20 protein-coding genes, 1 pseudogene and 1 other annotated feature are annotated in these 22835 nt (G+C 41.8%); of the genes and pseudogenes, 16 read left to right on the top strand and 5 right to left on the bottom strand.

The window, feature by feature from the left end; translation table 11 throughout:
• Positions 1-6 precede the first annotated feature (6 nt).
• Entirely contained in the window at positions 7-1062 is a 1056-nt protein-coding gene (locus MUN89_RS18815) for a response regulator (protein WP_244709422.1), read from the bottom strand.
• Positions 1062-2900: a sensor histidine kinase gene (locus MUN89_RS18810; RefSeq protein WP_244709421.1), complete on the bottom strand. Its 1839-nt coding sequence runs from the start codon at positions 2898-2900 to the stop codon at positions 1062-1064. Before MUN89_RS18810 ends, MUN89_RS18815 begins: the two co-directional genes overlap by 1 nt.
• Positions 2901-3096: 196 nt before the next feature.
• On the opposite strand from MUN89_RS18810, the gene MUN89_RS18805 reads away from it, so the two are divergent.
• The 9 genes and pseudogenes from MUN89_RS18805 to MUN89_RS18765 form a co-directional block, all read left to right on the top strand.
• The gene (locus MUN89_RS18805; RefSeq protein WP_244713938.1) at positions 3097-4401 is read left to right on the top strand and encodes an ABC transporter substrate-binding protein; all 1305 of its coding nucleotides are present in this window, start codon (positions 3097-3099) and stop codon (positions 4399-4401) included.
• 51 nt (positions 4402-4452) lie between these two features.
• Positions 4453-5394: a carbohydrate ABC transporter permease gene (locus MUN89_RS18800; RefSeq protein WP_244709420.1), complete on the top strand. Its 942-nt coding sequence runs from the start codon at positions 4453-4455 to the stop codon at positions 5392-5394.
• A gap of 31 nt (positions 5395-5425) precedes the next feature.
• A complete protein-coding gene (locus MUN89_RS18795; protein ID WP_244709419.1) occupies positions 5426-6253 on the top strand; it encodes a carbohydrate ABC transporter permease in 828 nt (275 codons plus the stop codon).
• A 31-nt stretch (positions 6254-6284) separates the two neighbouring features.
• Positions 6285-7217, top strand: coding sequence for a helix-turn-helix domain-containing protein (locus MUN89_RS18790; RefSeq protein ID WP_244709418.1), 933 nt, complete (start codon positions 6285-6287; stop codon positions 7215-7217).
• A gap of 18 nt (positions 7218-7235) precedes the next feature.
• Positions 7236-8006, top strand: a complete 771-nt coding sequence (locus MUN89_RS18785) for a sugar phosphate isomerase/epimerase family protein (RefSeq protein WP_244709417.1) — start codon at positions 7236-7238, stop codon at positions 8004-8006.
• 35 nt (positions 8007-8041) lie between these two features.
• Entirely contained in the window at positions 8042-9025 is a 984-nt protein-coding gene (locus tag MUN89_RS18780; RefSeq protein WP_244709416.1) for a Gfo/Idh/MocA family protein, read from the top strand.
• A gap of 11 nt (positions 9026-9036) precedes the next feature.
• Complete coding sequence (locus MUN89_RS18775; protein WP_244709415.1) at positions 9037-10920, top strand: beta-N-acetylhexosaminidase; 1884 nt, start codon at positions 9037-9039, stop codon at positions 10918-10920.
• A gap of 141 nt (positions 10921-11061) precedes the next feature.
• Complete coding sequence (locus MUN89_RS18770) at positions 11062-12207, top strand: endonuclease (RefSeq protein WP_244709414.1); 1146 nt, start codon at positions 11062-11064, stop codon at positions 12205-12207.
• A 185-nt stretch (positions 12208-12392) separates the two neighbouring features.
• Positions 12393-12558: pseudogene (locus MUN89_RS18765) on the top strand (IS5/IS1182 family transposase); the annotation flags it as partial.
• Between the two features lie 219 nt (positions 12559-12777).
• Here the strand turns inward: MUN89_RS18765 and MUN89_RS18760 are convergent.
• Both MUN89_RS18760 and argS read right to left on the bottom strand, forming a co-directional pair.
• A complete protein-coding gene (locus tag MUN89_RS18760; protein ID WP_396266058.1) occupies positions 12778-14256 on the bottom strand; it encodes an MDR family MFS transporter in 1479 nt (492 codons plus the stop codon).
• Positions 14257-14371: 115 nt separating this feature from the next.
• Positions 14372-16054 (bottom strand): arginine--tRNA ligase, encoded by a 1683-nt coding sequence (argS, locus tag MUN89_RS18755; RefSeq protein ID WP_244709413.1) that lies wholly within the window; start codon positions 16052-16054, stop codon positions 14372-14374.
• A gap of 37 nt (positions 16055-16091) precedes the next feature.
• Positions 16092-16304 (bottom strand) — a binding site (T-box leader).
• Positions 16305-16426: 122 nt separating this feature from the next.
• On the opposite strand from argS, the gene MUN89_RS18750 reads away from it, so the two are divergent.
• From MUN89_RS18750 to MUN89_RS18720, 7 genes are all read left to right on the top strand, one after another.
• A complete protein-coding gene (locus tag MUN89_RS18750) occupies positions 16427-16753 on the top strand; it encodes a thioredoxin family protein (protein WP_244709412.1) in 327 nt (108 codons plus the stop codon).
• A gap of 336 nt (positions 16754-17089) precedes the next feature.
• Complete coding sequence (gene proC, locus MUN89_RS18745; protein WP_244709411.1) at positions 17090-17932, top strand: pyrroline-5-carboxylate reductase; 843 nt, start codon at positions 17090-17092, stop codon at positions 17930-17932.
• 59 nt (positions 17933-17991) lie between these two features.
• A complete protein-coding gene (proB, locus tag MUN89_RS18740) occupies positions 17992-19119 on the top strand; it encodes a glutamate 5-kinase (RefSeq protein WP_244709410.1) in 1128 nt (375 codons plus the stop codon).
• A gap of 20 nt (positions 19120-19139) precedes the next feature.
• Positions 19140-20402 carry a glutamate-5-semialdehyde dehydrogenase gene (locus tag MUN89_RS18735; protein ID WP_244709409.1) on the top strand — a complete coding sequence of 421 codons (1263 nt, stop codon included), beginning with the start codon at positions 19140-19142 and terminating at the stop codon, positions 20400-20402.
• Between the two features lie 99 nt (positions 20403-20501).
• Positions 20502-21017 carry a GNAT family N-acetyltransferase gene (locus tag MUN89_RS18730; RefSeq protein ID WP_244709407.1) on the top strand — a complete coding sequence of 172 codons (516 nt, stop codon included), beginning with the start codon at positions 20502-20504 and terminating at the stop codon, positions 21015-21017.
• Positions 21018-21075: 58 nt separating this feature from the next.
• The gene (gene fabI / locus MUN89_RS18725; protein ID WP_244709406.1) at positions 21076-21855 is read left to right on the top strand and encodes an enoyl-ACP reductase FabI; all 780 of its coding nucleotides are present in this window, start codon (positions 21076-21078) and stop codon (positions 21853-21855) included.
• A 123-nt stretch (positions 21856-21978) separates the two neighbouring features.
• Positions 21979-22272 carry a DUF3817 domain-containing protein gene (locus MUN89_RS18720; RefSeq protein WP_244709404.1) on the top strand — a complete coding sequence of 98 codons (294 nt, stop codon included), beginning with the start codon at positions 21979-21981 and terminating at the stop codon, positions 22270-22272.
• Between the two features lie 40 nt (positions 22273-22312).
• Here MUN89_RS18720 and MUN89_RS18715 read toward each other — a convergent pair whose 3' ends face one another.
• Complete coding sequence (locus MUN89_RS18715; protein WP_244709402.1) at positions 22313-22828, bottom strand: CotY/CotZ family spore coat protein; 516 nt, start codon at positions 22826-22828, stop codon at positions 22313-22315.
• Positions 22829-22835 lie beyond the last annotated feature (7 nt).

Below are 22835 nucleotides of genomic sequence, written 5' to 3'. Positions count from 1 at the left end.
TCTTTATTAGGAATTCCCAATTCGTTTTCGATACTGGGTTGGGGTGATTCCTATATATTTTTTAAAGGTTTTTGTGAAATGGGGATAGTCACCATAACCAATGGAATGTGCAATTTCGTATGTTTTATAAATCGGATTGTTAAGAAGTTCTTTCGCTTTATTAATTCTAAGCTTCGTGATGTATTGTTTATAACTGATTCCCATTTCTGCTTTAAATTCCATGCTGAAATAGGAAGGAGACATTTGGATGGTTCCAGCTACTTCTTGTAAGGACAGTGATTCTTCTCTAAAGTGGGTGTCGATGTATTTAACTGCTGTTAGAATGCTGTTTCTATGGCCGATATTTCTCGCAGCTTTGATTTCTTCCATAATCCTGCTGCAAAGGTTATTAACTTCCAGCTTCATCTGCTCTCCTTCATTTGAAAACTCCGACTCGTTAAACGCATCGAAGGACGTCAGCGAATCGTTTTGTTTGATGAGCTCTCCTTTCAAGTGGGCTAACAAGTCCAGGTATAAATTTTTTAGAAGCGGCGAATCCACATGTGAAAACACCTCTTTGTGAAAGTCTTCAATAATAGCTTCACTGTCTTTTTCCTCTAACAGCCACACTCGTTCAGCTAGTTGCTCTGCACTCGATTTAACCATCCAGATCCATTTGCTTCTTGATTTCGCACCTTCCTGTTCTTTCTCCAGTTCCTCTCGTACTTTTTCTAAACTTTGAAGAAATTGATCCGGTTTTAACGGCTTTAAAAGAAAGTCCACCACTCCACAACGCAAGGCCGTCTGGGCGTACTCAAATTTATCATAGCCTGAAATAATAATAAATTTTGCTTTGGAATTGGTTTCTTTTACTTTTTGGATAAAAGACAGTCCGTTCATCTTTGGCATACGGATATCCGTTATAATTAAGTGAGGAGCAGTCTCTTCATTAAGTTGAAAGGCTTCCTCTCCATCTTTGGCTTCCCCCACGATAGTAAATCCTGTGGAATGAGATTGGATTAAAGCGGAGATACTGCGTTTAATCATTTTCTCATCATCAACTACGATCGTCTTATACATCATTACGCCTCCTTTTTATTGTGGACATGGTCAAAAGGCAAAATAATTTGTATCACGGTTCCTCTTTCATTGGATTGATTGATATGAAGACCATAGGAATAACCAAAATTGGCTGAAATCCGCTTATGAACATTAATTAAACCAATCCGCTTCGTAGTTTTGTTTGCGGAAGGAGGATCTTCGTTATTTTCAAAAGATGTGTTGAAGACGGCCTTTGTTTTTTCATTCATTCCTTTACCTTGATCAACGATATAAACGTTATAATGAGAAGCTTCTTTAACCCCGTAAATCCCGATGAAATTAGGCTTAAGCTCATAATCTTCATACCCGTGAATGAACGCATTTTCAATAATTGGCTGAAGTGTCAGTCTGGCGGTTAATACATGTGAAATTTCAGAATCATCAATATCGAACACTACTGATAAATCTTCAAATCTTTCCTTTTGGATATCTAAATACGACTTGATTTGTTGAATCTCTTCCTGCAAGGTAACAATCGTTTTCGTATTGCCCACGTTATATCGGAACATGTCGGCAAGCGACGTAGTCATACGGCTGATCATCATCTGGTTTTCAATAATGGCATAAGAATTAATAATTTCCAGCGTGTTGTAGAGAAAGTGTGGATTGATCTGGGACTGCATGGCTTGGAGTTCAGATTCGCGATTCTTTAATTCTAATTCACTTTCTTTCATTTTCGAATACTGAACCGCAGCCATCAGTCGATTAAGCTCACTGGTCATCGAGTAAAAGCTGTCATACAGATCACTGATTTCATCCTCTTTATGAATACGTGGAGGCTTCGTTTTCTTAATATTTAAGTCTCCGAGCTGGGCCTTTTTCATCAACTTCTGCAGTCCGGTTAACGAATAAGTGACCGATAGAGAAAAACCTCCCACAAATAAGAGAGCTACTCCAATTAAAAGCAGTCCGATCCACATAGTGGAATTACGCAGAGAGATCAATTCATGCATCACATTTCTCATCGGTACGGTCGCTACCATTGTCCAATTCGATTCCGGTGAATGGTCATATACTTGCAGGGTATTCAATACACTGCTTCGATTGATAAAAAACTGAGGTTCCTGCTGCTGTTCGTTTTTCCTTTCATATGTAAACGTCTGGCCAAGCTGTTCGGTATCTGGGTGATAAATGATTTTGTTCTGCTTATTAACGATCCAAACGTTGTCAAAGTGACTTAAGGTTACTTCATTTATAATGTTGGCGATTTGGTTAAGGCGGAGGTTTACGACAAGAAGGCCGGTGTTTGCATAGGTGTTCTTGTCATAGACTTTTCTTACAATTGTAAGAACCGGGGTGGAGTGAATGAAATCAATATTCAGGATTTGATAGCTGTCCAGCTGATCGGCTTCTTCCCATAACTGGATGTTTCTGCCTTTGATTTCATTCATATTTAAGAAATCGCTGACGTGGATGTAGTTGTTCACTTGCAGTCCGTTTTGGTTAATCAAGGAAATGCCGTAGATATCCGAACGACCTTCCAGAATATCACCAAAAGCTTCATTCTGAATTTTATCTGTAAGTACATATTTGTCATAACGATCAGTCGATTTGGAATCCAGCTTCAGGAAGGATTGCACTTCAGGTTTGGAAAGAAAAGGGACGGTGGCTTTTTCTAAATCATTTAAATAAAAGTCTAAGTATTCATTCGTCTGCTTTAACAAATATTGACTGTACTGCACAGCATTGTGCTCAATTGTGGAAGTGGATCTTTCATACCAAATATATCCCAATATTAGTAATGGAGCACAGACAAATACAAGAATAATAACGATCAATTTCGAGTTAATAGAACGATGATTGAACGAGAATGTCTGCATTCGCCATCCCCCTGATTATAAAATTTAGAATATTGTTTATTTTCATTTTATTGAAAAAAACACAAACTTTCAAATGAAATTCCATTTCCGTTCTCAGAAAAAAGACCTACAATTAGCTTGTAAACGTTACCAATATATTAGAGGAGGATTTATAGTGGCTAAGAAAAATTGGGGTTTATCTATTCTTTTGGGAATCATGGCCTTTATTCTCGTACTAGCCGGTTGTTCGAGTAAAGATGACAAGGAAGCAAGTGCTACTTCAGACGGTTCTACAACGGAAATAACCTTGGGTTTTTACTCCTCAGGCAGTGCGGATGAAAAAATGAATGAACTAATTAAGAAGTTTGAAGAGCAGCACCCAGACATCAAAGTCAAAACACAGAATGCTCCCTACCAGCAATTCTTCCAGAAGCTTGATACGCAGATTGCAGGAGGGAATGCTCCTGATGTGTGGCTATCCGATGGTGTTTTTGTTCAAAAATACGCAGAACGTGGGGCAGCGAAGGATTTAACAGAATGGATTAATAACGATTTAAACAAAGATGATTATTATGGTTTGGACTTCAATAAAGATTCTGATGGAAAATATTGGGCCGTACCGCAAGGGATTCAAATAGGTGCCTTGTTTTACAACAAGGATATGTTTGATAAGGCTGGTGTAGACTATCCCGATGACAGCTGGACTTGGGAGGATCTGAAAGAAGCCGGCGCGCAACTTTCTATTGATTCAACAGGAAAAACAGCAAATGATTCTGGTTATAACGCAAATAGCGTAAAGCAATATGGCCTCACATTTTTTAATATTACCGAGGGCTGGATGCCTGTACTTAAGTCGTATGGCGGGGGAGTACTTGATGAAGAACTGCGAAATTCTATCGTTGACTCTCCTGAAAATAAAGAAGCTGTAAATTATATCGTAGACGGAATGCAGCGAGGGATTTTCACTGATCCATCCGATTTACAGGCATTTCAAAGTCCTATGGCTCCTTTCCCAAGTCAAACAGCTGCGATGAGAATAGGGATTTACGCTCGTGCCCTTGCTGCCAATGAAACGGGCGTAAACTATGATGTTACCGTTCTACCTAAAGGTCCAGATGGAAAGCGTTTCTCTCCAGTAATTGCTAACTCCTGGATTATCAGCAATAGTGCTTCTGATGAAAAAGCTAAAGCTGCCTGGGAGTGGATCAAGTATTGGGTTTCTGAAGACGAAGTACAGAAGGAATGGGCGGCACTTGGTGAAGCAGTACCGGTGAAAAAATCAGTAGCTAATTCAGATTTATTCCTTGATTCAGGGGAGAAGCCTGATAACAAACAAGCATTTCTGGACAGCTTCGATTTTGCAGGTACATTAGACGTCAATGCTGTATGGTCTGAATGGGTGAAAAAATTTGGTGACAACATCGATCGTGCCTTTTTAGGTGAAACTTCTGTAGATGATTCCCTTGAACAAGCGGATAAGGACGTTCAGAAAGTACTCGATGAATTTTATAATAACCAATAATAAACGAAACCGATAAAGAGAGAGTGTAGCTATATGATGAGATCATTATTGATGAGACTCGGAAAGGCTCGCGAACGAACACACACAAAACCTTTTAAATTAAGCAATGAGGGTAAATGGGGAATTCTGATGATTTCCCCATACCTCATTCATTTTATTGTATTTATTTTATTTACGATGTTTGCTTCCCTGTATTTTAGTTTTTCCCATTACGATATGCTCAACGCTCCCCAATGGGTTGGCCTGGAAAACTACACGAAACTTGTAAATGATACAGTCTTTTGGAAGGCGTTAGGGAATACCGTTTATTTTACCGTTTTGTTTGTTCCAGCCCAAACCATTCTTGCCTTAATTCTTGCTTCTGCTTTAAATCAACAATTAAGAGGCTTGAAGCTGTATCGGATGGCTCACTTTATCCCGGTCATTTCCTCCTGGACAGTGGTTCTTTATGTAGCGGATGCTATTTTTAACCCTAGATTCGGTTTAGCCAATGATCTGCTGCTCAAACTTGGCATGCAGCCGCAACAATGGTTGAACGACGAACATCTCGTTATTCCTGTACTTGTTGTCGTAGCGGTTTGGAAAGGAATCGGTTATATGATGGTTATTTTTCTAGCCGGCCTGCAGAATGTGCCCGAAGACTTGTATGAAGCAGCAGATATTGAAGGAGCAGGTGTGCTGCAGAAATTCAGGCATGTAACGATTCCGCTGATTTCAGGAACTACATTCCTCGTTTTGGTGCTCAGCACCATTACTACTTTTCAGGCGTTTGAACAGATTTACGTAATGACAGGAAATTCTGGAGATATCACCGCAGCAGGCGGACCAGATAACTCAAGCATGGTACTGATGCTGTACTTGTTCCAGCAGGGCTTCGCATTTTTGAAAATGGGTTATGCATCTGCCATCGCTTGGATCCTCTTTATTATGTTATTTATCATTACCCTCATTCAGGTCAAATTGCAAAACAAGTGGGTGCACTATGAAAAGTAGAGATTGAATCTAACCTTAGAGGTGTGGATATATGAAAAAGCCGAACAAAAAAAGAAAAATTGTAAGCTATCTTGTCATCACATTAAGTGCGATTCTAATGCTTACTCCGTTTGTAACTGCAGCCTTAAATTCTTTGAAATCTTATTCCCAGTACACAGCTATCCCAGTGGAATGGATTCCTAATCCTTTCCACTGGAAAAACTATTTAGAGGTTTGGCAGATGACGGACTTCGCCCAATACGGCTTAAACAGCATGATTGTTACCGTATTGTCCGTGGCAGGAGCTTTACTCTCCTGCTCTATGGTTGCCTACGCTTTTGCCAGACTCGATTTCCCTTTCAAGCAGTCTTTGTTCCTCATGGTACTGGGTACATTAATGATTCCACCTGTTGTCATGATCATCCCGCAGTTTATAATTTTTAAAAACATGGGATTTCTTGACACTCTTGTCCCTTTATGGCTGCTGGAATGGCTCGCTCAGCCTTTTGGTATATTCTTAATGCGTCAGGCGTTTTTAGCAATTCCAAAGGAGTATGAAGAAGCGGCAAAGCTTGATGGGTGCTCTCCTTTTCAAACGTACTGGAGAATCTTTCTGCCAATGTGCAAGCCGCAGCTTGCAACGTTGACGATTTTTACGTTTATGACCAAGTGGAATGAGATCATGGCTCCAGTCATTTATCTGTCTTCAGAAGAAAAATTCACTTTGCCGATTGGAGTGTTATCGATGTCCGGTGCCTGGTTTGGACAGGAACAATACTTAGTGGCAGCAGCCTTGATGACCCTTGTACCTATTTTGATTGTGTTCTTATTTACAGAGAAATTCTTTGTAAAAGGGGCCAGTTCATCTGGTCTGAAATAGGATAATTCCATTTGATAGGATGTGGGTGAAAGTGAGTTATAAAGTGCTGGTTATTGGGAAAGAAAGCACATTTAAAAAAGTGAAAACCATTGGCCAATCGTACACTCAGCTGTCTTTTGTTCCACTAGATCCCAATGAGGACATGGAGTCAGCACTCATGCAGATACAATGGAACCATATGGATGCGGTTTTATGCACGAGTCCCCTGCCTGATCGTCATCCTTTTAGAGAACTGGTGCGGGGACTGCCTGTATTTTTTGTGCGCTATACTTCCACAGCTCTCTACGCTTCGCTGTTCCGCTGTATCTATCAGCAGAATTTAAGTTCTCCACTTCAATTCAGTGTCGATTTTTTTGGAGATGAAGATATAAAAGATCATTTGCGGGAAGAAGGTATTCTTGGACAGCATCTGGTTTTAAAAGTTTGTGAAAATTGCTATACAAGTAGAGAGGAACTTACGAAATACCATTATCAATTATGGAAATCAGGAAGCGTGCAGGTGGTCATTACGAGTCATCCTGAGGTATCCGACAGTTTGAAAGCATTAAACGTAAAAACTTTTCTAATGTCTCCTTCCCAGCAGTGTATCCGCTCCACACTCGCCGGCATGGTTCAAAAATTGAAAACCAAAAGCCGTGTTCCTTCTTCATCTGCATATCGTTATGAAGATGAAGCTTCCCTGCAGGAATTGAAAAAGATTGGGATAAGCGGGGCGACGATTCAAAAGCTCTACAAGTTGTGTCTTTCACTTGGAAGCAGCCGGCTGACGACGGCAGAATTAGCTAGGGGGTTCTCCATTACGATGAGGAGTGCCAGAAGGATTTTGACAACACTCGAAGATCATAACGTTGCTCAAGTTATTGGCGAGGAGCAGCTTCATACGCGAGGACGCCCGAGGTACGTATATCATATCGATTTTAACTACTTCCACAGCATGCAGTCTCTTGTACCTGCATTCGGATAAACGTCATGAAAAGAGGGAATGATTATTCAGTTTATTATTAATACGGTTATGTTGGAAAAAAATCGCTGGACATCACATAAAACTCCGTCGATCAACATTAGCGACTGGATGGGAGAATTTCAAAAGGGAGGATTCTCGGGGGTCGAGCTCTGGGAAAATCATGCGCGGGAAGCGAACCAGCCGGAAAATGAACGGCTCTTGGAAAACAAATCATTGATAAGAATTTTAAACTCTTACGCGGGATTTGGAGACGAACAGGAAATTGAACGAAGAGAAACTGTGCAACTCGCCAGGGAATTCGAAGTAGAAAAAGTGAAATTTAATTTAGGAGATGATTTCAATCGGATCGAGCAGTATCTTAAAAATATTGAATCGCTTAGAGTACAGCTCCCTCAAGAATGCAAGCTTCTGTGTGAGTGTCATCCAGGGACTGTAATGGAAGATCCTGTGTATGCGGCAAAGGTGTTGGAGCGGCTCGGATCGGATCAATATGAGGTCATCGTTCACCCATTTCTTCCCGGGACGAATCTTACGCGTTGGTTCGATTACCTTGGCCCGCTCATTACTCATGTTCATGTCAGCTGCTACGAAGATCATAGGTTTCATCTGCTTAAAGAAAGAATGGAACTGGTAAAAGAACGGTCTTCTATTCTTCAAGCAGAGGGGTTTGACGGGACTTTTTCTTTTGAATTTACTAAAGGAGTAGCCGTGGAGGACGAACATTTACAGAAAATCTACGCTAATGCGCTGGATGATAAAGAATGTGTACACTCCTTATTTCCATCATAAGGAGTTATTTTTATAAGCAGAAGGGATGCGATGGAGTGGTTTATTCTGTAGTCATTGTCGGGGCGGGAATCATTGCAGAGGAGCATATGAGATCCTTGCTTGAAGTCCCTGAGGTTGAAGTAACTGCAGTGGCAGACATTAATGAAGAAAAAGTGGAAGCGATGAGAACGAGATATGCGGTAACTGGTTATTTAGATTACAAGGAAATGGTGAAGAAGGAAATGCCCGACATAGCCATCATTACTCTGCCGCATTTTCTTCATAAAGAGGCTGCGGTCTTTTGTGCCTGTCAAGGAGTGCACTTACTCTTAGAAAAACCGATGGCTGTCTCCACTTCAGACTGCCAGGAGATCATAGATGCTTCTACACAAGTACACGTACTTGTCGGTCATATTCAGCACTATTTTGCTGAAAATATTAAAGCCAAAGCGCTAATTAAGAGCGGTCAACTAGGCAGATTAATCATGGTAAATGAAACGAGGTTCATGAATTACTTTGTCTCTGAGCGGCCTTCATGGTTTCTGGAAAAAGAGAAATCAGGCGGAGGAGTGGTCATGAACCTTGGGGCCCACTCGATTGACAAAATTCAATGGATGCTTGATACGAATTTCTCAAGTGTTATTTCAAAGCTAAGCTATGAAAGTGAACAATTGGGGATCCAGAGTAACGTAGAAGGAAGCTCAAGTATTTGGCTGAAGACGAAGGAGGGGCTTCCGGTTACTATATCGATTTCAGGCTATCATGGGCCACCCACACAAATCACTGAATTTGTTTTTACAAACGGAATCTTGAAAGTTGAGCTTGGAAAGGGGGTTTGGATTAGTCAGTATGACAATTTTGAACAAATTCCTGTCCCCGACCATCCCTCTCCATTTGTACTGCAATTTTATGAGCTTCTAAATGCTGTTACTAAGAAGGAAGAACTCGAAAACTCAGGATTATACGGTCAATCGATTGTAAAAGTTATAGAAGCTGTATATCAATCGGATAAGGAAGGAGGACTTATCCATATATTATAGGAGGGATGATTATGGAGGTTTGTTTTAAAGGAAACCTAGAAGAAATATCGGCTGGCTTACACTTGGTAGCTGACGAAATTGGCTTGGAGCTGAAGGAGACTGGAGTATTAGTAGAAGTTGAACAGTGGAAAGAGAATAAGCTCGAAATTTATTTCCATCATGACCACGGGTATATTCGTTATAATAGACCGATCCATTTCTTTCGTGCGATCGGTTTATTTATTCAGCAAGCGTCTGAACAGCCAAGTTTTCATCTTTTGGAAGTGCCAAAGTTTGAGACAAACGGAGTTATGCTGGACTGCTCTAGAAATGCAGTCATGAAAACGGACCAAGTGAAAATACTTATGCGTAAAATGGCCGTAATGGGACTGAATATGCTGATGCTTTATATGGAAGATACATATGAAATAAAGGAACAGCCTTATTTTGGTTATATGAGAGGAAGGTATTCCCCAAACGAGCTTGAGGAATTGGATGATTACGGTTGGAAACTGGGGATTGAAGTCATTCCAAGTATTCAGACGCTGGCTCACCTTTCTACTTTTTTACGCTGGCAGGCTAACAATCAGTACAAAGACACGGATGATATTCTCTTAGCCGGAGCAGAAACAACTTACAAGCTGATCGATGAGATGATTCAAGCTGCTGCTGCTTCTTTTCGTACGAATCGAATTCACATTGGTATGGATGAGGCCCATTTCTTAGGAAGAGGCAACTATTTAAATGATCATGGGTTTGTCCCAAGCTTTTCGATTATGGAGGAGCATCTGCAAAAAGTGATGAAATTAATAATGAAACAAGGGTTGTCACCTATGATGTGGAGTGACATGTATTTTCGCATGGCTTCTTCTACAGGGGACTATTACGATGAGGAGGCCGCAATACCGTCAGCTGTCGTGGAAGGAATGCCTGAGGGGATGCAGTTTGTCTATTGGGATTATTACCATGAAGAAGAGGAGGTTTACGAGCGGTTTTTACAAACGCATAAGGAATTTGGTCCTCCTCCTGTCTTTGCAGGAGGAATTTGGACTTGGAACGGGGTGGCAGTGAATTATAAGAAGACGTTTCAAACGACCAATGCTGCTTTAACTGCTTGTAAACGGGAGGGGATTCAAGAAGTATTTGCTGCCTTGTGGGGAGATGACGGAGCAGAAACGGATTTAATGACAGGTTTATTAGGAATGCAGTTGTATGCAGAACACGGCTATTCGAACGATCTTGACATGGAAAAGCTGCGTAAGAGATTTAAGTATTGTACGGGAGCTGAGATGAATGCTTTTATCGTACTTGGAGAACTGGATCAGCCTGTGGGCAGCGCTGAGCAAACCGCGCTCGAGCCTGAAAATCCTGCAAAATACATCTTGTGGCAGGATCCATTGCTTGGGCTTTTTGATGAGCATTTAAAAGGTTTGAAGCTCCGTGAATTTTACGAAGGTTTGGAGAAAAGACTGTGCAGGTGGCAGAAGGAAGCTGGACAATGGGGCTGTTTATTTCGTGTCCCGCTGGCGCAGGCTGCTGTGCTTGCAGGAAAAAGTGAACTCGGGATCGAGCTTAAAACAGCTTATGATCAAAAGGACATGAAGAAGCTTGCAAACATCGCACGGAATAGACTTCCTCTGCTAATAGAACGTATCGAATCCTTGAAGAGTGTTCACTATGACCAATGGATGGAAAGAAACAAACCATTTGGGTGGGAAGTACTGGAAGTAAGATACGCTGGACTATTGTCAAGAACAGAAACGGCTCTCCATCGAGTGAATAGTTTTCTAGAAGGTTCTATCGATTGTATTCCAGAATTAGAAGAAAAACGTCTTCCTTTTTCTAACCACAATCACCGCACTTCGTATGTTAGAAGTAACCGCTACTTAGATATTTTCTCAGCCAATCGAATGTAAAACCATGTAGAACTTACGGACTAAATGATGAACTTGTCCTTTCGACTTATATACAAGCGGCCGAATTCACCCGATGATTAGAAATGGATGGTGCTTTTCCTGTCATCCTAAATCTATCAATTTAAAGGAGTGTCCACTCGCATGCGTGCCGTGAAAAGCTTTTTCGTAGTGTTTGTCAGTACGTTAATGTTATTTGGAGGAAGTAGTGTTACCAAAGCTGCCCCGGTTTTATCCGTACAAGATGCCATGAATGAATCGAATGGAACAGATGTAACATTGGAAGGTTACATTGTAGGAGTGCCGACTGCAGTAGACTATGTACAACAAAGTGATTTTACGAGTAATTATGCTTTGGCTTTAGCTGATGACCCAGATGAGACCTCTGTAAGTAATATGATTTTAGTGAAATTGGATTCTGAATATCGCAGCGAATTCGGCCTTCAAAACCATCCTGAACATATGGGTGATTACCTTCGGGTAAGTGGGACGAGAGACGATTACTTCAGTCATGAAGGTGTAGAATACGTGACTTCCATTGAGACGGCATCCGATGGCTCCGGTAGTGGGAATGATGGAGACACCGGCGGAAGCGGAGGTACATACGATGGGAGCTATTATGATAGTGTGGAAGGAATGACAGGGCAAACGTTAAAAAATAGTTTGAATGATTTAATTGATCAGCATGCAGAATTAACTTATGACGAGGTATGGGACGCCTTACGTCATACAGATGAAGACCCGGCCAATACCAGCAACGTTGTCCTCCTCTATTCTGGCCGTTCTCAATCTAAATACACCAATGGCGGCGGCGTAGATGAGTGGAACCGTGAACATGTATGGGCCAAATCCCATGGTGACTTTGGTACAGCGATGGGACCGGGAACTGACCTCCATCATTTAAGACCAACAGATGTAACGGTAAATTCAAGCCGGGGAAATCTGGATTTTGATGATGGTGGATCAGCCGTATCAGAGGCCCCTGGGACATACAGTGACTCTGATTCCTGGGAACCCCGCGATGAAGTGAAAGGTGACGTGGCACGCATGATCTTTTACATGGCTGTACGGTATGAAGGGGAGCATTCAGGTGAACCAGATTTGGAAATATCAGACTATGTGAACACTTCAGGTGCTCATTTAGGGAGACTATCTACTTTGCTTGAGTGGAATGAAGAAGATCCGGTAAGCGATTTTGAAAGAAACCGGAACAATATCATTTATGATGACTATCAGGGAAACCGCAATCCATTTGTAGATCATCCAGAATACGCAGACATGATTTGGTAATACAAAAGCTCAGCCCTTATTGGCTGCGCCAGGCTGTCGAGAAGTCTCGGCAGCCTGATTTTTTGTTTCAATCAAGAAAAACACGACAAAATGAAATGGAAATCGTAACGATGGAAGAACTTGTTCGAGAAATCCAAAGAAGTGAAAGGAAGTGAGACCGATCCGGATAGTGATTATTTATATCGGGAGAATGGAGTTATAGAATGAGAAAAGAGAAAGTGGAGCGTAGCTTTGCAGATTCAAAAGAACGGCATGGGATGCGTTATTGAAGTAAAGGAACAGGCGCTGATGACAGCTGTCTGTCAGAACATGAAAAAGACTCTCCTCCATCTAGCTAGGGGGGCTAGGTGAAGGAGAGTCTTTTTCTGTTTAAAGAATATCAAGGAGGCGAGGTCCCTTCCACTCCTGCGGAAGAACGAGTAAGCCGAGATCGCCGAGCGTGGGTTTCACGAGGAAGCTCGGGCGCTCGTCCGCGGAAAGGGAAGGGCAATCGCTCCTTTCGGTTAGAAAAACTTGTAGAAAAACAGGGAGTTTCTCTACAAGCTGGGGCAGCCTTTATTGGCTGCGCTTTTAATGTGTTTTCTTTGACGGTATATCTGAAGGAACTGCTTTTTGAATAAATAACGAAACAACAAAACCTAGAACTGCTACCCCGAAAGCTGTAATATAAACGAATTCTACCCCTGAAACGAAAGCCTGGGTTAAAACTTGGGGAGAATCAGGGTTTTCTGCATTCGCTAAGTAGTGATCCTGCTTTGCCGTCATCAGGCTGATAAAAACAGAAACACCGATCGCCCCTGCTACTGGCTGCAGTGTATTCATAATAGCGGTTCCATGTGGGTAAAGCTGCTTAGGAAGCTGATTAAGTCCATTTGTCTGGGCCGGCATCATAATAGCTGAAATCGACAGCATGAGGAAAATATAGCAGATAATAATCTGCCAAAGAGATGTATCGATACCTACTCTGCTTAATGTAAAGAGAGTGACCATAAGGATCGCCATGGCAGGAATGATTAATTTCCTTGGGCCGAATTTGTCAAACAGTTTTCCCATGACAGGAGAGAACAACCCATTTAGTAAGCTTCCGGGAAGCAGCACAAGCCCGGCTGTAGCAGCTGTTAAAGCAAGTGGTCCCTGCATGAACATAGGCAGGATGATTTCAGAAGAAAACATCGACATCATAATAATGATGAAAATCACCACTGATAAAGTAAACATTGGGTATTTAAACACGCGTACGTCAAGAAGTGGTTCTTGTAAGCGCAGCTGGCGGAGCGTGAATAGGATTAAACAAATCAAGCCTGTTACGATCAAACTGTATACTTTAGGCTCAAGAAAGCCTGCATCTCCTTCTCCTGCAAAGCTGAAACCAAGTACAACGCCCCCAAACCCAATCGTTGAGAGTATTATTGAATAAATATCCGCTTTCGGCTTCGTGACTTCGCCTACATTTGCCAAAAATTTAAAAGCAAACAAAATGGAAAAGACCGCAAAGGGTATGACAGTAATAAATAAATAACGCCACCCTAGATGCTCGACAATAATCCCGGATAATGTCGGACCGATGGCAGGGGCAAACATGATGACTAGCCCAATCATCCCCATTACTGATCCTCGTCGTTCAGGAGGGAAGAGAAGTAAAAATGTGTTGAATATGATCGGAATTAACAGTCCTGTTCCTACCGCCTGCAAAAGCCTTCCAATAAGCAGGATGCTGAAGTTAGGTGAAAGAGCACAGACCACGGTTCCTATAGTGAAAATAGTCATCGTTCCTAAAAACATCTGCCGTGTTGTAAAGGTCTGAATTAATAGAGCAGAGACAGGAATCAACACTCCCATTACAAGCATAAAACCCGTGGCCATCCACTGGACTACTGGTGCTGACACGTGGAATTGATCCATTAAAGTAGTAAGTGCAATATTTAAGAGTGTTTCGTTTAATATTGCAAAAAACGCTCCGATAATTAATGAAATCATCACTGGCATTACGCTGAAATTAGGATCGTCAGCTAAAAATTCATACGTCTTTCCTGATTCGTTTTCGTTCATATTCCCCCTCCTTAACAAAAAAATCCTGATACTCACAAGTATTAATTATAAAGGATAAAAGACGATGCTGAATAGGGAGAATGATTTTAGGAGCATCAACGTATGATTATATTTTCTACATTTCGGCTGGTGCTTCGATTCCAAGGAGCGACAAACCTTCTTCTATTATAATAGAAAAGCAGTACACCAACGTCAGCCGTTTTGATTCTTGTGAGCTTCCAATAATTTTTACTTCAGAGTAGTATTTGTTAAATTGCTTGGCCGTATCAAGGAGGTACTTGGCAACTTTAGAAGGGTCGTAGTCATGATAAGCCTGTCTAATGACCTCTGGGAAATGGCGGAGCTGTTTAATGAGCGGCCAAGCTTCCTGTTCATTTAGTGATGTGTCTGCACAAGCAATGTCAAAAGTTCCGCGCTTAAGAAGGGAGCAGCTGCGGGCGTAAGCGTACTGAAGATAAGGGGCTGTATTCCCTTCAAAAGTGAGCATATCCTCCAAGGAGAACTCGACATCATTTCTTCGATGCTGCTTTAAATCGTGAAATATGACCGCTCCGACCCCAACCTTTCTAGCGGTCTCCGCTTTATGAGTCAAGTGAGGATTTTTCTTCGTAATATTTATTTTTGCCTGCTCGACCGCCTTTTCTAAAACTTCCTGTAAAAGCACCGTTTTTCCCTTACGAGTGGACATTTTCTTCCCATTTTGAAGCATCATTCCAAAAGAAATGTGCTTAATATTTTCCGCCCAGGGGAACTTCAATTTTTCCAGAACGTGCTTGATTTGTTGGAAATGAAGCGATTGTTCATTTCCTACTACGTAAAGTGCTTCGTTAAAAGCATAGCTCTCGTAACGATCAATAGCCGCAGTCAGATCACGTGTGGCATAAATGGAGGTTCCATTACTTTTGCGGATCAGACAAGGGGGGAGCCCAAATTCATCCAGCTGAACGACCTTTGCTCCCTCAGACTCTTCCAGCAGTTGAGAACGGCTCAACTGATGAACGACGGTCTCCATTTTATCGTTATAATAGGCTTCCCCGCGGGTAAGGTCAAAGGAGATTCCAAGAAGATTATAGATATGATTAAATTCGGCTAATGAAACTTCCTTAAACCATTTCCAGAGTGAAACGGCTTCTTCTTCCTGGTCCTCCAGCTTTTTAAACCATTCTCTTCCTTTTTCAACAAGCTGGGGATCTTGTTGTGCCTGCTCATGAAACTTTACGTAAATTTTTGTTAATTCAGGAATGGGGTCTTGACGGATTTTTTCTTCATTTCCCCATAGCTTATAAGCCGCCAGCAGTTTGCCGAACTGGGTGCCATAATCTCCAATGTAATTGATTTTTACACTTTTATATCCGCATTTTTCTGCAAGATTAGCTAAAGCATTGCCAATCACAGTAGAACGCAGATGTCCCATGGAAAAAGGCTTGGCAATGTTGGGAGCAGACATATCTAATACGACAGTTTTACCTTTTCCAAAGGAGTGGCTTCCATAATTCTTTTGCTTTGATAGCATTTGCTTGAAGGTGTGCTCACTTATAAACTCCTGGTTGAGAAAGAAGTTAAGATAGTTCCCTGACGGGCGTACTTCCTGAAGGATTTCATGATCGATTTGGGAAGCGAGATCCTCTGCAATGGCAGCAGGGGATTTTTTAAAAACTTTTGCAAGCTGGAAGCAGGGAAAGGCAACATCACCTAAATCGTCCTGTTTTGGAAACTCTAATTGTTCAAACACCCATTCGCGGCTGAATGGTTCTCCCAGCAGATTTGATAATTGCAAAGCAATGTAATGTTTTTCCATAGATAAGCCTCCTTAAATATAAAAAACCTCGTCTCAAGAAAGAGACGAGGTTGACGCCCGCGGTGCCACTCTTATTTACAGCTTAACAGCCACTCGAAGTTAATAACGGGGGTCTCCCCGGCCGGTTCCTACTCAATTTCGGAAAGGCTTCTCAAAAGTCCGCTTCACTGAATTGCACGGTTCAGGCTTTCACCATCCCTGACTCGCTTCTGCCGCTTTGTTCAGTTACTCTCTTTATCATTGAATTTAGATATTGTTCAGATTATATCGGAACAAAAGAAGGAATGCAATACCTTCTCAGCCTCCCGGAAATAAATCAATGAACGAATGATGTTAAAAAGGACTGATATAATGAAAAAAAGAGGTGAAACAATGGAAAAACCAACGTCCAGCCAAGAGGCTCAGACACGTATTCAAACAGAAAGGCTGATTTTAGTCTTTGTTTCACAGCCAGGTTGTTCGGTTTGTCAAGGACTCCTTCCACAAGTGGAAACTGTACTAGAAGAATTCCCTCTTATTCCATCGATGTATATCGATGCAACGGAACTACCTGAGGCAGCCGGCCAATTGTCAGTCTTCACAGCCCCTGCCGTGCTGGTGTTCGCAGATGGGAAAGAATGGTTCAGAAAAGCACGGTTTGTACCTATCGAAGAGTTAAAAGCTCAGCTAACAAAAGTAAATCAACTCGTAAATGAGTAAATCTCTATTTTTCATTAGAGATTTACTTTTTTATTGATGTAAGCCCTGCCATGACAGACTTTTCGGAAAATTATCTCTATTGTATCTATTAGGACAATCTAGTATTTTTCAAAATACACTCTCCATTTAAAAGCATTAGAGAGAATTATTTGCGATGAGAGCCACTGAATATCAAATATCTCGCCATGAAATCGTTTACACTCACTAATTGGCGTTTATAGGCATGACATGCAAAAAAGCCCTTGAATCAAATTTTGCTAATGTTATGATGTTAAACGTTATGAAAGAGCGAACAAATGATGCGAACAAAAACTCGAACGGGAGAGATGAACTCATATGATCAAACAAACGATTGCTTTTCTTGGTGCAGGTTCAATGGCCGAAGCGATGATTTCTGGTATGGTAGAATCCGGTAAGATTCCAAAGGAGCAAATCATTGTTACAAATAGAAGTAATCAGGATCGTTTAAATGAGATTCACGATAAATATGGAGTAAGAACAGTTTTGAAGGACGAATTGAATTACGCTGAAGTGGATCAGTTCATTTTAGCTATGAAACCAAAAGATATCGAAGCAGTGCTTGAGGATATTAAGGAAAAGATTCAACCGGATCAAGTACTGGCCTCTGTACTTGCAGGAATTTCAACTTCTTATATGGAAGAACGGCTGAACGAAAACCAGCAAGTGATCCGTGTTATGCCTAATACGTCCAGTATGCTGCGGGAATCAGCTACGGCAGTATGCCCGGGGAAATACGCAGCCATGGATAATGTCGTCGTCGCCAAAGAATTACTTGAAGCGATTGGCCAAGTCTTTATCATTGAAGAAGATAAGATGGACGTCTTTACCGGCATTGCAGGAAGTGGTCCGGCTTACTTCTATTATTTAATGGAGCACATTGAAGAAACGGGCAGTGCAGAAGGAATGGATCGTGAAACACTCCGTGAAATTGGTGCTCAAACGTTACTTGGAGCAGCAAAAATGATATTAGAGCGTGAAGAAAGCCCTTCTGAACTTCGTGAAAATGTGACTTCCCCAAATGGAACTACAGCAGCCGGACTTGATGCTTTAAATAGAAATGGCGGAGGGGCAGCAATTTCTGAGGCAATAAAAGGTGCGGCCAGCCGTTCTAAGGAATTAAGTAAAGAACTAGAAGGATTATTAGTAGGATCGAAGTAATCGAATAAAGGAACACGATTAACCAATCGATGCAAAAACGATGAATTAGGAGTGATAAGTTGACTAAACAAAAACAACGTGTCGTAATAAAAATAGGAAGCAGTTCTTTAACAAGCGCACAGGGCGAAATCAGCAGAAGAAAATTAGAAAAGCTTGTAGATGAGGTCGTACGATTGAAAGATGACGGACACGAAGTCTTACTCGTTTCCTCTGGAGCGGTAGCAGCGGGTTATCGTAAACTTGGCTGCCTGACACGCCCAAGCACTTTACCGGAAAAACAAGCGGCGGCGTCCATTGGGCAGGGACTGTTAATGGAATCTTATTCCGACCTGTTCCTTTCACATGGCTATATTGGCTCACAGATTTTAATCACTCGCAGTGACTTCTCTGATGAAAATCGTTATAACAATGCGCGGAATACGATCAACGTATTACTCGAACGTGGAATTATTCCTATTATTAACGAAAATGATACGATCACGATCGATCGTCTTAAATTTGGCGATAACGATACACTTTCAGCAAAAGTAGCGGGTCTGGTAGATGCTGACAAACTCATCATCCTATCCGATATTGAAGGTTTATATGATGCAGACCCACGTAAAAATCAAGATGCTAAGCTGCTCGATAAAGTTTATGACATCACCCCGGAAATCGAAGCGGCAGCTGGTGATCCAGGCAGTTCCGTGGGTACGGGCGGCATGAAGTCCAAGATTGATGCTTTTAAAATTGCGATGGCTTCTGGTATCAATTCCTTTCTTGGTAAAGCAGGAACACCAAATGTCGTGTATGATGCGGTTTATCACAATGCAACAGGCACTTATTTTGAAACGAAGCCTGAACACGAAAATTTAGATCAGAAAAAACAGTGGATTGCGTTTAACTCTGGTCCAGAAGGTGAAGTGATTATTGATCACCGTGCAAAAGAAAGCATTGTCGAAATGAAGAAAAGCCTTCTTCCTATGCACGTTCACCATGTAAACGGTCGTTTTAAGTCTGGAGCCGTCGTACGAATCCATGATTTAGATGGAGAAGAAATTGGACTTGGAGTCGTTAACTATTCGTCTGAGAAACTAAAAGAAATGATCAGCCTGACAGAACCTGAACTCGAGTCTTATGCAAAAGCTGCAATTGAACGAAAAGACTTTGTTTGTCATTTAGAAGTTTCCATGCCCGTTGGTGTTTAAATTACTCAAGGAGGTCTTTGATGACACAAATTAAAAGTAATGTAAACGTTGAGCAGCAAGCGATTGAAGCAAAAAAAGCAGCCAAAAAGCTGCTAACCCTTTCTGAAGCAGAAAAGAATGAAGCTTTACATCACTTGGCTGACGTTTTAGAGCGTGAATATGAAACCATCCTCGCTGCCAATGAAAAAGATTTGAAAAATGGCAGAGACCAGGGGTTCACGGAAGCGTTCATGGATCGGTTGTCCTTATCTAAAGAACGAGTTCATGATTTCGCCAATGGCTTGCGCGAGGTTTCTGAACTAAATGACCCGACTGGAAACGTACTTTCAGACTGGACCTTGGATAATGGTCTGCAAGTTCAGAAGGTGACCGTCCCGCTTGGGGTCATTGGAATGATTTATGAAGCAAGACCTAACGTAACGGTTGATGCGACTGGCCTTGCCCTGAAATCCGGAAATGCGATTATTCTAAAAGGTGGTTCTTCTGCGATCAACTCCAACCAAGCCATCGTAGAAGTGATGCACAAAGCTCTTGAAGAAACAAAGCTGCCAAAAGAGGCTGTACAGTTCATAGCTTCTACAGATCGTGAGGCAACGAATCAATTGTTTACGATGAAAGAACATGTGGATGTTCTCATCCCTCGTGGAGGAGGTAAGCTGATTCAAGCCGTTGTAGAAAATGCGACTGTACCTGTCTTGGAAACAGGGGTAGGTAACTGCCATATTTATGTTGATAAATCAGCGGATGTAGAAAAAGCGATCTCGATCATGATTAATGCGAAAACCGATCGCCCTGCTGTCTGTAATGCGGCAGAAACGCTGATCGTTCATAAAGACTGGCTTGAACAGCATGCGGCTGTTTTGAACGAAGCATTTAAGCAGGAAAACATTCAAGTACACGCAGATGAACATGCTCGCAGTGTCATTGAGAACGCGCTTCCTGCCGGCCATGAAGACTGGGCGAATGAATATTTAAGTACCGATATCGCTGTAAAAACTGTTGAAGATATTGCAGATGCTATTGCCCATATTGAAACCTATGGAACAAAGCATTCTGAAGCTATTGTCACCGAAGACGACGAGGCTGCTGAAACCTTTATGAAGCTTGTAGATGCGGCTGCCCTTTATCATAATGCATCTACCCGTTTTACGGACGGCGGAGCATTAGGTTTTGGTGCTGAGATCGGTATTTCTACGCAGAAACTTCATGCCCGTGGACCGATGGGGCTTCCTGCCCTAACAACTATAAAGTTCCTTATGAAAGGGAACGGACAAATCAGGTAAAATATTTTTTATTAATCACCCCTTCCAATAGGAAGGGGTGATTTGTTTGTGAATCCAACCAGCTGACTGACTATGATATAGTGGTTTAGGGAAGGGGAGATGAACGTGATTCTGGCTACTGATCGGCTCGTTCTTCGCCAAATGAGTGTATCTGATGCCATCCATTTACTTGAAATTTTCAGTGATCCTGCAGCTATGAAATATTATCCTTCTACGAAAAACAGAAGTGAGACTCTCCAGTGGATCGAATGGAACCAATTGAATTATCAAAGGTATGATGCTGGCCTATGGATAATTGAGAAAAAATCCTCAGGGGCTTTTATTGGTCAGTGTGGCATTGTTCCGCAGAGCATAGAGGGAAAAACTGAATTTGAAATTGGTTATTTGTTTAAACGATCTTATTGGGGAAAAGGATTTGCTTCAGAAGCAGCGATGGGTTGTAAATACTATGGTTTTAATGAACTGTTATTGCCCAAGCTCATTTCCTTGATTGACATAAAAAATAATCGATCTGTTAAAGTTGCTGAGAGAATAGGCATGCGTTTAGAAAAGAATGTAGTCAAGTGGGAAAAAATGAACCACCTTTATTCTGTGTATAATAGGGACAGAGGTTGATTGCCAGCCTGTTTTCAATTAAGATTTCAAATGGATTACTATTTATGAGGAGGACATCATGAACGATTTACTAAAAATGAAGGATAAAACAATTGTAATTATGGGTGTAGCCAATGCCCGGAGCATAGCGTGGGGTGTTGCCAAGTCTTTGCACGAAGCTGGAGCGAATCTAATTTTTACATATCGAAAAGAAAGATCGATGAAGAAGCTGGAAAAATTATTGGATGAACATCAAATAGAGACAGGCTTAGTAGTGCAATGTGATGTGAACCAAGATGCCAGCATCGAGGAAGCCTTCAGCCAGATCGGGAAAAAAGCAGGAACGATCCACGGCATTGTTCATTCGATAGCGTTTGCTCATGCTGAAGACTTGAAAGGAGATTTTATCAACACGTCAAGAGAAGGATTTGCTTTTGCACAGGATACGAGCGCTTACTCTCTTATTGCCGTAGCCAAAGCAGCAAGGCCTTATATGACAGAAGGCGGCGCCATTATTGCCATGAGTTATCTAGGAGCTGAACGAGTGGTCGGAGGCTACAACGTGATGGGCGTAGCAAAAGCTTCTCTAGAAGCAACGGTCAAATATTTGGCTAGTGAGGTTGGTGTGGATAACATTCGTGTTAATGCGATCTCGGCAGGTGCAATTCGTACCTTAGCAGCTAAAGGGGTCCCTTCTTTCAATCAGATCCTACATGAAATTGAAGAAAAAGCTCCGCTAAGAAAAAATGTTACTCAGGAAGAAGTGGGAGATATGAGCCTTGCTATGCTCAGCCATTTGTCCAGGGGAGTCACAGGGGAAATTGTTTATGTAGATTCTGGTTATAACATTCTCGGGTAGTCCATATAAAAAAAGAAGGACCAGCCTTGTTCACTAAATTGATAGATCTTACGTCTTTGCTTAAGCTGATTCGTGTTAAACTGAACGTAATTTGCAGCAAAAGCAATGGGATGGAGGGATAGAATGTCAGGTCAAGCTGTCCAGCGCTTTCGGATAGCCGGTTTGGTCGAGGGCGGGTCATTGTTGTTTCTTTTATTTATTGCCATGCCGCTTAAATATTTTGCAGGTCTTCCAGAAGTAGTAACAGTTGTAGGATCGATCCATGGCTTTCTTTTTATTACGTATTTATTTGTAATTGCCTACACCACTATTAAAATCCGCTGGTCAATGCTTTGGGTATTAGGTGCCTTCATTGTAGCATTCATACCATTTGGAAACATTTGGCTGGACCAGCGGGTGAAGAAAACATTTGTATGAAAAAAATAAAACCTAGCGGTTGAGCGCTAGGTTTTATTTTTTAATCCATACTTGAGCAGCGTGTGACAGGCAGATTGCTCAGCGGACGAATTGGATCCAGGCAGGAGATTGCGCAGAAGCAATTTAAGTCTACAGTAATACACACGCGAGTGGAATAGAAGTCCGTGACGCCTTCTAGCAGGCTGCAAAGTCCATCTTTACGAACACAGTTTTGAGATACACTTGCATCGTAAACTGGCTGCAACAGTTCAAGCTGTACACAGGTGTCGCTGCCCTCTACGAACTTACAGGCTTTGAAAACTGGAGTTTCGATGCAGTCGTAAGTCCCGTTATCACGCACAAGTCCTGTTCCGATAAATGGTTTGCAATCGCAGTAGAGCAAAAATGGAATCGTTGTTGCATTGTTTCCGTTCGTTCCAGAAGGTGATAGAAGCTCAGCAATGGATTGGTCACATCCAGTAGAACAACAATCGCGGTCAGCCACTTCATCCTGTGCATCGATAATAGCGCGAACTACATCTTTTACACAAGCTTTGCTATTTGAGTGACAACTCATTAGTTAT

Source organism: Halobacillus salinarum (assembly GCF_022919095.1).
Lineage (GTDB): Bacteria > Bacillota > Bacilli > Bacillales > Halobacillaceae > Halobacillus_B > Halobacillus_B salinarum.
The sequence above is the reverse complement of the archived record's forward strand: the minus strand, read 5'-3'. Positions and strand labels throughout refer to the sequence as shown.